Raw genomic sequence first — 11,989 nt, forward strand, 5'->3', positions numbered from 1 at the left:
TCACCTCTCGGGATCGGTGTGTCTAGCGGTGTCGATCAGAACGACGTCTTGGCGTCTTCGGGCAGGTACTGCTGATCCAGGACGGTGGCCCAGTCGACGGGGGCTTCGATCTGGCCCGCGGCGACCATCAGGTCCGACAGGTTCTTCAGCCCGTCGGCATCCACCTTCAGCGAGTAGCCCTTGGCGAGGTCGGGGCTGTTCGCGAACGCCGCCTTCATGACCTCGGGTGAGACGCCCACCAGCGGTGCGATCTCTGTGGCCGCCTCGTCGGGGCTCGACACCACCCACTCGTTGAGCCGGTCCGCGACCTTGAAGAACGTCTTGACGTTCTCGCCGTTGGCCTCGGCGTACTCGGTGTTGATGGCGACCAGGTCGGCGGGCAGGTCGCCGAGCACGTCGCGTGAGTTGACCAGGATCTGCGCATCGTCGGACGCCTGCTTGTCGGCGATGAACGGCTGCATGGCCCAGCCGGCCGTGATCTGGTTCGCCTTGGCGGCCGTCCAGTTGTCGCCCATCTGACCGACGGCTTGGGCGCGCACGCCCTGGCCGAGCTTGCGCTCGAGACCCTTGACGAGGAGTTCGGTCGAGGAGCCTGCCGAGCTGAAGCCGAGCGTCGCTCCGGCGATGTTGCGTCCCGGCGGGGAGATCCAGGAGAAGTCGTTCACCTGGAACCACGGAGCGATGACCTTGAGGTTCGAATTCGGTTGCTGCGCAGCGAGAAGCACCGAGCTGTTGCCCGCGATGGCCATGTCGGCGTCACCGCTGGTGACCACGCGCAGGGTGTTGCCTCCGCCGCCACCGGAGAAGAGGTCGACCTTCAATCCCTCTTCCTCGAACCACTTCTTGTTGATGCCGGCCTGCAGAATCGCCATGAACGGCAGGCTGTCGACGCCGGTGGCGGAGATGCTGAGCGTGTCGGTGCCCGACCCACCGCCCCCCTCCCCCGGGCCCGCACCCTCGTCGGCGCACGCCGCGGTGCCGACGAGCAGGGCGGTGGCGGCAAAGACGGCGCCGATCAGCTTGGGGAAACGAGACATCAGAGAGACCTCCGAGGGTCGATGAATATTGGATACACTATACGAAGCACTGTGATGTGCGTCAACATTTAGCGGCGTCGTCGCCGCGTCAGGATCCCTGCGATCTCGAGGCCCGCCGCGATCCCCACCATCGCGGCCGCGGCAGTGAGCGACGAGCTACCGCCGCGACTCGAGTGCTCTGCAAGTGATTGCAGTGAAGGGCTTTTCGGCGTCGGCCGCAACTCGGGGCGCACGGGATCGGGCACCCCGTCGGCTGCGGTCAGCGGCCGCCGCAGCGGCGGCGGCGCCCCGGGCACGGCGCTGCCGGGCGCGGGATGCGCTCCCGGATCGGCCGCCCCGGAACGGGTCACGAGTCGCGTCCGTCGCGAACGGTCAGATCGCCGACGATCTCGGAGAAGGCGCGGATGGTGCCCTCGCGGCTCTGCCCTGGCCGGACGAACGGAACGATCGACACCTGGTCGACGCCGAGCGCCTCGATCTCGGAGAGCCGCTGTGCGCACTCGTCGCGAGTTCCGGCCAGCGCGAACAGGTCGACGAGTTCGTCGGGCACCAGATCGGCGTGCGCGGCTTCGGTGTTCATGTGCTCGTAGTAGTCGTACTTCTCGCGGATGCGGTCGATCGCCTTCTCCAGCGCGGGGTCGACCTTCGCGGGCAGCGGGCGGATCGCGACGCGGGAGACGTGGGCGCGGACCAGGTCGCGCGCCTCGGTGCTGTCGTCGCCGATCGCCGTCGGCGTCCAGAGCACGATGTGCAGGTCGTCGAGCGTGCGGCCGCTCGCAGCGGCGCCCTTCTCGATCGTCGCGAGCGCGGCTTCGATGAAGTGCGGTGCGGTGCCAACCAGGACGATGACGCCGTCGGCGATGCGACCAGACATCTCCAGGATCTTCGGCGCCGATGCGGCGATGTAGATCGGGATGTCGACCGGCTCGGCGAGGTAGTTCAGGTGGTACTCCGCCCCGCTGGTGGCCTCGGCGACCTTCTCGCCGCGAAACAGCGCGCGCAGGTCGTCGATCGAGCGCTCCAGCTCGGCGAGCTTCTGCGGCTTGAGGCCCATGGTGCGCAGCGAGGAGTCACCCGTGCCGATGCCCAATGCCACACGGCCACCGGTGAATTCGGCCAGCGTCGCCCACGTCGAGGCCAGCAGCGACGGGTGCCGGGTGACCGCGTTGGTCACGCCCGTGCCGAACACGATGCGATCGGTGCCGACGGCGGCGGCGCCCATCACCGTCGACGATTCCCGCCAGATGTTCTGCGAGTCGCCGAACCAGACGTTGTCGTATCCCAGGCCCTCGCACAGCTGGACGTAGTCGCACATCACCCCCGTCGGCTCGGTGGGGAACAGTCCGACACCCTTGCTCAACATCCTGTTCAAGACCTCCTGGACCCGCCGTACGTTAGCGTTGTATATCGTATCCAATCGTAAGTCGGTGCGAATCGATCCACAACCGCTGGAGGCAAATCGTGCAACTCGTCAACGAGTTCCGCGTCGACGCGCCGCTCGACGTCGCCTGGTCGGTACTGACCGACATACCGAAGGTGATCGACTGCGTGCCGGGTGCCGGACTCGACCGCCGCGACGGCGACGACTACCACGCCCACGTCGCGATCAAGGTCGGACCCGTGGGAATGACGATGTCCGGCAAGGCATCCGTGGTCACACGCGACGACGCGGGCAGGGAGATGGTCGTGCGCGGCAGCGCCCGCGACCGCCGGGGCAACGGGACGACCGAGGCCACCGTGCGCCTGCTCGCGCGCGACGACGGAGGCCGGGCGGTGGTCACGGTGACCACCGACCTCGAGTTGAGCGGTCGCATCGCCCAGTTCGGCACGGGCGTGATCACCCAGGTGAGCAACCGCATCATCGGGCAGTTCGCCGACCGGCTCGACGCCGCCATCGCCGGCGACCGCCCCACCGGCCAGGCGTCTGACGGAGCCGGTCCGGTGCTGCGCCCGCCGCAACCGCTCGACGCCGCGTCCGACCGGGCCGCCCTGGTACTCACCGCTCTCGCCGGAGCGGTGCTTGGCCTGGCGATCGGGCGGTTGGCGGATCGGGTCAGCCGCCCGCCTCGGCGAGGCTGACCACCAGCTCGAGTTCCACGCAGGCACCGCCCGGTAGCGACGCCACGCCGATCGCGGTGCGCGCGTGGGCGCCGATCCGTTGGCCGAACACGTCGATCAGGAGCGCCGACGCCCCGTCGACGACGGCGGGATGTGCGTCGAAATCCGTTGTCGCCCTCACGTATCCGCGCAGATGGACGATTGCCGTCACCGCGTCGAGACCAGCCGCTGCCTCGACCGCGCCCAGGAGGTTCAGTGCAGCCGTCGCGGCCTGGGCCCGGGCCTCGTCGACGGTGACGTCCGCTCCGACCACACCGCGCACCGCTGGAGTCCCGCCGCGGCGCGCCGTCGCGCCGGAGACCCACAGCTGGTCGCCGCACCGGCGGCTCGGCGAATACGTGCCCTTCGGCGGCGCGGGAGGCGGGAGGACGAGCCCCAGTTCGGCAAGGCGGTCGGCGGCGCTCACGCCTTCTGCGACTCCGTCGAGAAGATCTGGTGGATGGGTTGCAGTGCGTGCGAACGGTGTTCGTGGTTGAGGACCACCATTGCATCGACGTCACGCTCGGCCATCGCGTCGATCATCAACGTGTGTTCGTCGCAGACCTTCACCATGTCGAGCAACGGTGAGTACAGCGGCCGGTACGCGTCGGCGGTGTTCCACAGCTGGGTGACGATGCGCTTGGTCCTGGCCATTCCACTCTGCTGGAACGTCAGGAAGTGGAACCGCCGGTTGGCCACGCCGACGGCAATCAGATCGCCAGCCGCGAGTGCTGCGTCCATCTCCGCGTTCGCCGAACGCATCTCGTCGACGACCTCGGCCGTGACGGCGGGCATCGCATCCCTGATCAGCGCCTCCTCGAGGATGGCCCGCAATTCGAAGACCTCGAGGAGGTCGTCGAGGCTCAGCTTCGTGACGCGGTAACCGCTGTGCGGCACGTAGGTGATGTACTCCTCGGCTTCGAGGGTCTTGAGCGCCTCGCGAACCGGGATGCGTGACATGCCGAACTGTTCGGCGACGGCCTCCTGGACGATCCAGCTGCCGGGGGCGAGCTTTCCCGTCGTGATGTCGTGACGCAGCGCCTCGGCCACCGCCTGCTGGGCGGTCTTGGGCCGGACGAAGTCCGACCGTGGGCCACCCGAACGCGTGGCCGGTGTGCCCTTGTCTGCGCCCGCGGAGTCCGAGCGCTTGGTAGCGGTGCGCGGTGGCATCGACCCTCGCTTTCAACAGATATTGGATACTCTATTCGATCGACCCCGCAAGAAGGCAACCCCGTCGACGACGTTTTCGGCGAGTATGCCGGGCGCCCAGCCCATGCCGCTCACCTCGTGCGAGTTCAAGGGTTTCCCCCGATTCATCGCCGACCGCGCGCTCGTAGCGTGAGGCCAGGCCATTGGCACTGACGGGGGTCACCACAATCGCCAGCTGGAATCGCATCGGGGCACTTGCCGTCGCGCTCGGGGTCGGGCTGACGGTCGCCGACCCGACCGGCATCGCGTGGGCATCGCCCGAAGACACCGAGACCAGCGACGTCGTCGTCGGCACCGATGTCGGAGCCGAGGGCGAGCCGACACCGGACGACCCGGCCATTCCCGCGCAGCCGCCCGACGGTTCCTCCACCGGGGCGACGGCCGAGGTGGGCCCGGAGTCCTCGCCACCGGTGGTGGTCAGCAGCACCGGCGGCGCCAACACCACCATCAACGGCGAGAGCGCTCCCGACGAGACGACCATGGCGCTCGATGACGACGCGGCGGCGGATCCGGGTCCACCTGCACAGTCCGAAGTTCCCCCTGCCGAAGCTCCCGCCGACTCAGTCGTCGTCGTGGTGCCGACGGTCACCTCCCCGATCGACGCGGACCAGCCGGTGGTCGACGGTTCGGAGTTCGCTGCCTCGGATTCCTCACGGCGATCGGCCGGGCGGACGGACGTCGGGTGGCTACCGGCACCGGCCGCGGCGGACACCGTCATGGTCGAGGTGGACGCGACGCCGGCCCGCCGGGCGCCGGCGAATTCGTCCCCCACCGGGCGCTCGGCCGGGGAGCCACCGACCGTGGTCGCCGCCCGGCCGTCGGCCGAAGAACCCGTGACACCCGCGAGCGCCGTCCTCGCCTTCGCCGCGAGGGCGGGCATCGCGCTACTGGCACCGTTGGCGGGCTTCGGCAATGGCACGCCGACAGCGCCACCGATGGCCTGGACCGTGTTGGCGTGGGTGCGACGCGAGTTCGACGATGCCATCGACGCGCTGCTGGCCGAGCGCGATCGCGCCACGGCGTCGGGCGATGCGCTGATCGTTCTGACGGCCGAGACGCAGGAACCCCATGCGGCCGGACGCACCACCGTCATCACGTCGGTGGCCGACGCCACGGAGTCCAACGCTCACGTCGCCGTCCTCGACGGCGGGACCGGCGCAGTGGTCGGTGAGCCACTCGTCCTGGTCGGGCAGCGGGTAGTCGCGGTGGCCTTCGCCTCCGACGACACGCGAATCGTCGTCGCGGCGTACGGCGACGAGTCCAGGATCACGCGGCTGGTCGTCGCGGATGCGGCCACGGGCGACCCCGTCGGCGAGGGTGCGACCGTCGATGGTTGGCCCGGCGGTTTCGGCGTCGTCTCGGGCGGCGCCCTGGCCGCGGTCGTCGCGATCGCCGACGACGCCACCACCGGCAGCCAGGCGGCGACCGTACTCACCGTCGACACCGACACCGGGGAAGGAGTCGGCGACGTCGTGACGGTCGCCGATCAGTCGGTGGTCGACGTCCTGGTGGTCGCAGACGTGGATAGGGCCGTGGTGACCACCGAGGCGACCGACTCCGAAACGGGAACGTTCGTCACCACGGTCACCGTCGTCGACCTCCTCGGACCCGACCGGCTGGCTTCGGTCACCGTCGACGGATCCGCCGAGTCGACGTCGATGAGCGTGGACGGATCGACGATCGCCGTAAGCACGTCGACCCGGGACGTCGGTACGGGAGCGCTTCGGACCGGCGTGACGTCGATCGACGTCCGAACCGGCGAGCTGGCCTGACTCAGTCGATCTCGAGGACCGTCGGCACGATCATCGGCTGCCTGCGGTACACCTCGCCGACCCACTTGCCGACCGACCGGCGGACGGCCTGGGCGATGCGGGCCGGATCGGTGATCTTCTCGGCGGCGAGGGCGTCGAGCGCCTCCTCCACCTTGCGCGCGGCGGGTTCCAGCGCCTTCGGGTCCTCGGAGAAGCCGCGGGAGTGCAGCTGCGGCGGTGCCGCACGCTTCCCGGTGGCGCGCTTGATAACCACGTTTATCGCAATGAAGCCCGACGTCAGCGTGAGGCGCTCGCCCAGCGTGGTGTCGCCGACGTCGCCGGTGACCAGGCCGTCGACGAACATCTTGCCCACGGGCACCGCCCCCGCGATGGAGGCCTTGCCCGCCACCAGGTCCACGCTGACGCCGTTCTCGGCGAGCATGACGTTCTCCGGCGGCACACCCGACTTCACCGCAAGGCCGGCGTTGGCCCGTAGGTGCCGCCACGTGCCGTGCACCGGCATGACGTTGCGGGGGCGAATGCCGTTGTACAGGAACAGGAGTTCACCGGCGTAGGCGTGGCCCGTGACGTGGATGCGCACCTGGGCATTGGTGACGACGCGGACGCCGATCTTGGCCAAGGAGTCGATGACGCCGTAGATCGCCTCTTCGTTGCCGGGAATCAGCGACGACGAGAGCACCACGAGGTCACCGTCGGTCAGCGTGATGCTGCGGTGTTCACCGCGCGACATCCGCGACAGCGCAGCCATGGGTTCGCCTTGCGTGCCCGTGGTGACCAGCACCACGCGGTCGGGCGGCAGCATCTCTGCGGCCGCGATGTCGACGACGTTGTCGGGGTGGACGTTCAGGAAGCCCAGTTCCCGGGCGATGCCCATGTTGCGCACCATGGAGCGTCCGACGAACGACACCTTCCGTCCCAACGCCACGGACGCATCGATGATCTGTTGCACGCGAGCGACGTTGGAGGCGAAGCACGCCACGATCACCCGACCGTCGGCCGACCTGATCAGGCGGTGCATATTGGGCCCGATCTCGCTCTCCGACGGTCCGACGCCGGGGATGTCGGCATTCGTCGAGTCGCACAGGAACAGGTCGACGCCTGCGTCGCCGAGGCGGGACATGCCGGGCAGGTCCGTCGGCCGACCGTCCAGGGGCAGCTGGTCGAGCTTGATGTCGCCGGTGAGCAGAACCGTTCCCGCTCCGGTGTACACGGCGATCGCCAGTGCGTCCGGAATCGAGTGGTTGACGGCGAAGTACTCGCACTCGAACACGCCGTGCCTGCTGCTCTGCTTCTCGGCGACCTCCACGAACACCGGCTTGATCCGGTGCTCGCGGCACTTCGCCTCGATCAGGGCAAGAGTGAACTTCGAGCCCACGACCGGGATGTCGGGCCGCAGCTTCAGCAGGTGTGGGATGGCGCCGATGTGGTCTTCGTGGGCGTGGGTGATGACCATCGCCTCGATGTCGTCGAGCCGGTTCTCCACGTGCCGCAGGTCGGGCAGGATCAGGTCGACGCCGGGTTCGTCGTGATTGGGGAACAGGACTCCGCAGTCGACGATCAGCAGTCGACCGAGGTGCTCGAACACCGTCATGTTGCGGCCGATCTCGCCGATGCCGCCGAGCGCGGTGACCCTCAGCCCGCCCGGAGCCAGCGGCTTCGGGGGTGTGAGTGCTGCGGAGGGGACGGTCATCTGAGCACCGCGGCAACGCGCATGTCGGCGGCCAGCTCCTCGAGTTGTTGGGGTGTCGCGGGGATTTGCGGGAGTCTGGGCTCCCCCACGTCGATGCCGAGCAGGCGCAGCCCGGCCTTGGCCATGGTCACGCCACCGAGCCGGGTCTGTGCGTCGTTGAGGCGACCGAGCGTGACGTGGTACTTACGCGCCGTGGCGAGGTCACCGGAGGTGAACGCGGACAGCATGTCTCGCAGCTGGCTGGCCGCGACGTGGCCCCAGACGCTGATGAAGCCGGTGGCGCCCATGGCGAGCCACGGGAGGTTGAGCGCGTCGTCGCCCGAGTAGTAGGCGATGCCGGTTTCGGCCATGATCATCGCACCGCCGTGCAGGTCGCCCTTGGCGTCCTTGATCGCGGCGATGTTGGGGTGCGCTGCCAGGGTCCGGATGGTGTCCCACTCGATGGGCACCACCGAACGGGGCGGGATGTCGTAGAGCACGTTGGGCAGCGCCGTCGCGTCCGCGACCGCGGTGAAGTGGGCCAGCAGACCGGCCTGCGGCGGGCGGGAGTAGTACGGCGTCACGACCAGCAGTCCGTGTGCGCCCTCGCGCTCGGCGGTCTTGGCGGCGCCGATCGAGTGGGCGGTGTCGTAGGTGCCGACCCCGGCGACGATGCGCGCACGGTCGCCGACGGCCTCGAGCACCGCACCCAGCAGAGCGGTCTTCTCCGCATCGGTCGTCGTCGGCGACTCGCCGGTGGTGCCGGACACCACCAAGCCGTCGCAGCCGGCGTCGACCAGGTGCGTGGCTACCTTCTTCGCGGTCACCAGATCGAGCGAGCCGTCCGGGCCGAACGGCGTCACCATGGCAGTCAGCACGGTGCCCAGGCGTGCGCCGACGTCGATTCCACTGGTGGTCACGGGGGCTAGGTTACCCGCCGGTCGTCATCGATCAGGGCCGACGGGTACCCAAATCTCGTCAGTCCTCGACATCACTCTGCTACGACGCCTGCGCGGCGCATCGCGGTGGAGATGTGTTCGAAGTCGATCGCGACGTGCGCGCGCGCCAGTGCGTCGGCGTCGTCCCCCCGCCGTTCGGCGATCGCGGCGATGAGTTCCACGTGGTCACGCAGGGACCGCAGTTCCATCTCCCGCATCGTCGACGGCTCGCCCCACAGGTGTGCGGGAGCGCCGATGCTGACCGACGCCTCGAGATCCAGCAGCACCTGCTTGAGCACCGAATTGTGCGCGGCGTCCATGATCGCGAGGTGCAGCTGGCTGTCGGCCTGCTGAGCCCGCAGTCCGCTGGATGCGTTGCGGAAGGACTCCAGCGCTGCCTCGATGCGCTCGATGTCGTCGGCGCCGTGGGATTCGGCGGCCGCCCGGCACACCGCCCCGTGCAGCCGGCAGATCGCGTCGCACCTGTCGCGCAGCTCGGAGAGCCGCATCGACAGCGTCCGGCCCACTGCCGCGGTCGACGACTCGGGCCATTGATCGACGACGTAGGAACCGCCGCCGCGACCGCGCCGCGTCTCGAGCAGACCGCGGTCCACCAGGCGCGCGAGTGCCGCACGGACGGTCATCCGTCCCACGCCCAGCGCTGCGGCGAGTTCGCGTTCGACCGGGAGCCGGGCCCCGGGGAGGTACTCGCCGATCGCGATGGCGGTGACGAGGCGGTCGGTGATCTCGTCGACCCGCGACGGCATGGCCAGCTGACTGTCGAGCAGGCCGGGGCGCCTCGGTGTCGGCGTACCGCTGGCGTCGGCCATGGTTGATCTTCACCCCTCGTCGTCACCGGAATGTTAATTCCATGTTTTGGTCTTGCAGCTAGACCTTTACCAGTTCATGCTGATCGCCATGCCGGTCACAACGCGCACTGTGCCGTTCCGCGAATACGAGACCTGGGTTCGGATCACCACCCCCACCGCGCTCAGTCCGGGTGCCCTCCCCCTGTTCGTCCTGCACGGCGGACCGGGCATGGCGCACGACTACGTCCGCAACATCGCCGCGCTGGCCGACGAGACGGGCCGGACGGTGGTGCACTACGACCAGATCGGCTGCGGCCGGTCCACCCACCTGCCCGACGCCCCGATCGACTTCTGGACCCCGGACCTGTTCGTCGAGGAGTTCCACACCGTGCGGGCCGATCTCGGCTTCGACGACTACCACGTCCTCGGCCAGTCGTGGGGCGGCATGCTCGGCGCGGAGATCGCGGTGCGCCGCCCCCAGGGGCTGGCGTCCCTGTCGATCTGCAACTCCCCCGCGTCCATGGCGCTGTGGATGAACGCGGCCGCCACGCTGCGGGCCGAGTTGCCCGAGGAGACCCAGGCCGCGCTGGACCGGCACGAAGCCGCGGGCACCGTGGCCGACCCCGAGTACGTCGCCGCCACGATGGAGTTCTACGCGCGCCACGTCTGCCGCACGACGCCCATGCCGCAGGACTTCCTCGACAGCGAGGCGCAGATGGAACGCGAACCGACCGTGTACCACACGATGAACGGCCCCAACGAGTTCCACGTGCTCGGCACGCTGCGCACGTGGAGCATCATCGACCGGCTCGATCGGATCACCGCGCCGACGCTGGTGGTCGCGGGCGAGTACGACGAAGCCACGCCCGAGACCTGGGCACCGTTCGCCGAGCGCATCCCCGGCGCCCGCAGTCACGTGTTCGCCGACGCGAGCCACTGCACCCACCTCGAACAGCCGGAAGCGTTCCGGGCAGTCATCGCCGACTTCCTGCACGACCACGACCAGGCCTGAGCCCGGTCCGACCCAGAACAGACGGGACCAACATGTCCGACAACGACATCGCAGCCAAGCAGCGCGAACTCGAATCCTTCGGCTACGCCCAGGAATTGAAGCGCGAAGTCTCGACCGTCGACCTGCTCGTCTACGGGCTGGTCTTCATGGTGCCCATCGCACCGTGGGCGATCTTCGGGACGGTCTACAACAGCTCCTCGGGCATGGTGCCGCTGGTCTACCTCATCGGCCTGATCGCCATGGTGTTCACCGCGCTGGCCTACGCCCAGATGGCCAAGTCCTTCCCGCTGGCCGGCTCGGTGTTCTCCTACGTCGGGCGCGGCGTCCATCCCGGCGCAGGGTTCTTCGCCGGGTGGGCGATCCTGCTCGACTACCTGCTGGTGCCCACGCTGCTCTACGTGTTCGCCGCGGAGTCGATGATCGGGCTGTTCCCGGATACACCACGGTGGTTGTGGGCCATCGTCTTCGTCATCGTCAACACCCTGATCAACCTGGCCGGCATCGGCTCGCTGAAGATCGCCAACCGCGTGTTCCTCGCCATCGAGCTGGTGTTCGTGGCGATCTTCATCGTCATCGCGGTCCGCGCCATCAACGGCCAGTCGCTGCCCGACGTCAGCTGGGGTACGTCGCCGATCTGGGACCCGAGCACCGTCAGCGCACCGCTGCTGGCCGCCGCGCTGTCCATCGCCGTCCTGAGTTTCCTTGGGTTCGATGGCATCTCGACACTCGCCGAGGAGTCGACCGGACGCAAGAACCCGGCAGGCCGGGCCATGATCATCGCCCTCTTCGTGGTCGCGGCGCTGTTCATCACCCAGACCTGGCTGGCGAGCCTGCTCGCCGGTGGTCGCGAGTCGTTCAGCGACGACGAGATGGGCAACGCGTTCTTCACGCTGGTGGAGGCCGCGTCGAACACCGGGTGGATGAACGCCTTCTTCGCGGTCAACGTCATGGCGGTGGGTTTCGCCAACGCGATGGCCGCACAGGCCGCGACGAGCCGACTGCTCTACTCGATGAGCCGCGACGGCCAACTGCCGAGTTTCCTGTCGAAGATCAGCAGCCGCAAGGTCCCGATGGCGGCCCTGCTGTTCGTCAGCGCGATCAGCCTGGTGTTGGTGCTGTTCTTCGTCGGCCAGATCGCGCTGATCTCGTCACTGGTGAACTTCGGTGCGCTGTTCGGCTTCTGCCTGCTGCACGTCTCGGTGGTCTGGTACTACGTCGTGCGGCAGAAGTCGAAGAACTACCTGCTGCACCTGGTCGTGCCGGTGCTCGGCTTCGTGATCATCGCCTACGTCCTCTTCAACGCCGACGCACTGGCGAAGATCGGCGGTCTGGTGTGGCTCGCGATCGGGGCGGTGGTGTTCGGGATCAACGTCGCCCGCGGCCGCGGCGTGCCGGAGCTGTCGACCGATACGACGAAGGACTGACCCACACCTCGCGAGATCTACA

General features: G+C 68.6%; 12 protein-coding genes. 4 read left to right on the forward strand and 8 right to left on the reverse strand.

What is annotated here, in order from left to right:
* Window positions 1–35 precede the first annotated feature (35 nt).
* The 3 genes from LOK44_RS23645 to LOK44_RS23655 form a co-directional block, all read right to left on the reverse strand.
* Window positions 36–1,037, reverse strand: coding sequence for an ABC transporter substrate-binding protein (locus LOK44_RS23645; RefSeq protein ID WP_237572522.1), 1,002 nt, complete (start codon window positions 1,035–1,037; stop codon window positions 36–38).
* A 68-nt stretch (window positions 1,038–1,105) separates the two neighbouring features.
* Window positions 1,106–1,387 carry a hypothetical protein gene (locus LOK44_RS23650; protein WP_237572523.1) on the reverse strand — a complete coding sequence of 94 codons (282 nt, stop codon included), beginning with the start codon at window positions 1,385–1,387 and terminating at the stop codon, window positions 1,106–1,108.
* Window positions 1,384–2,400: an LLM class flavin-dependent oxidoreductase gene (locus tag LOK44_RS23655; protein ID WP_237572524.1), complete on the reverse strand. Its 1,017-nt coding sequence runs from the start codon at window positions 2,398–2,400 to the stop codon at window positions 1,384–1,386. The genes LOK44_RS23650 and LOK44_RS23655 overlap by 4 nt, the downstream gene beginning before the upstream one ends.
* Before the next feature lie 98 nt (window positions 2,401–2,498).
* Here LOK44_RS23655 and LOK44_RS23660 point away from each other — a divergent pair, with 98 nt between their 5' ends.
* The gene (locus LOK44_RS23660) at window positions 2,499–3,116 is read left to right on the forward strand and encodes an SRPBCC family protein (protein ID WP_237572525.1); all 618 of its coding nucleotides are present in this window, start codon (window positions 2,499–2,501) and stop codon (window positions 3,114–3,116) included.
* On the opposite strand, the gene LOK44_RS23665 is transcribed toward LOK44_RS23660, so the two are convergent.
* The gene (locus LOK44_RS23665; protein WP_237572526.1) at window positions 3,091–3,561 is read right to left on the reverse strand and encodes a RidA family protein; all 471 of its coding nucleotides are present in this window, start codon (window positions 3,559–3,561) and stop codon (window positions 3,091–3,093) included. The two genes, LOK44_RS23660 and LOK44_RS23665, sit on opposite strands and share 26 nt — an antisense overlap.
* Window positions 3,558–4,304 (reverse strand): GntR family transcriptional regulator, encoded by a 747-nt coding sequence (locus LOK44_RS23670; RefSeq protein ID WP_237572527.1) that lies wholly within the window; start codon window positions 4,302–4,304, stop codon window positions 3,558–3,560. The genes LOK44_RS23665 and LOK44_RS23670 overlap by 4 nt, the downstream gene beginning before the upstream one ends.
* A gap of 182 nt (window positions 4,305–4,486) precedes the next feature.
* Here LOK44_RS23670 and LOK44_RS23675 point away from each other — a divergent pair, with 182 nt between their 5' ends.
* Window positions 4,487–6,115: a hypothetical protein gene (locus LOK44_RS23675; protein ID WP_237572528.1), complete on the forward strand. Its 1,629-nt coding sequence runs from the start codon at window positions 4,487–4,489 to the stop codon at window positions 6,113–6,115.
* A gap of 1 nt (window position 6,116) precedes the next feature.
* On the opposite strand, the gene LOK44_RS23680 is transcribed toward LOK44_RS23675, so the two are convergent.
* From LOK44_RS23680 to LOK44_RS23690, 3 genes are all read right to left on the reverse strand, one after another.
* Window positions 6,117–7,805, reverse strand: a complete 1,689-nt coding sequence (locus LOK44_RS23680; protein ID WP_237572529.1) for a ribonuclease J — start codon at window positions 7,803–7,805, stop codon at window positions 6,117–6,119.
* Window positions 7,802–8,650 (reverse strand): 4-hydroxy-tetrahydrodipicolinate synthase, encoded by an 849-nt coding sequence (gene dapA / locus LOK44_RS23685; RefSeq protein WP_237572591.1) that lies wholly within the window; start codon window positions 8,648–8,650, stop codon window positions 7,802–7,804. Before dapA ends, LOK44_RS23680 begins: the two co-directional genes overlap by 4 nt.
* 125 nt (window positions 8,651–8,775) lie before the next feature.
* A complete protein-coding gene (locus LOK44_RS23690) occupies window positions 8,776–9,552 on the reverse strand; it encodes a FadR/GntR family transcriptional regulator (RefSeq protein WP_237572530.1) in 777 nt (258 codons plus the stop codon).
* Window positions 9,553–9,640: 88 nt separating this feature from the next.
* On the opposite strand from LOK44_RS23690, the gene LOK44_RS23695 reads away from it, so the two are divergent.
* Window positions 9,641–10,543, forward strand: a complete 903-nt coding sequence (locus LOK44_RS23695; RefSeq protein WP_237572531.1) for a proline iminopeptidase-family hydrolase — start codon at window positions 9,641–9,643, stop codon at window positions 10,541–10,543.
* 32 nt (window positions 10,544–10,575) lie between these two features.
* Complete coding sequence (locus LOK44_RS23700) at window positions 10,576–11,967, forward strand: APC family permease (RefSeq protein WP_237572532.1); 1,392 nt, start codon at window positions 10,576–10,578, stop codon at window positions 11,965–11,967.
* Window positions 11,968–11,989 lie beyond the last annotated feature (22 nt).

The sequence above is a fragment of the Mycolicibacterium lacusdiani genome, from assembly GCF_021916785.1.
In the GTDB taxonomy this organism is placed as follows: Bacteria; Actinomycetota; Actinomycetes; order Mycobacteriales; family Mycobacteriaceae; genus Mycobacterium; species Mycobacterium lacusdiani.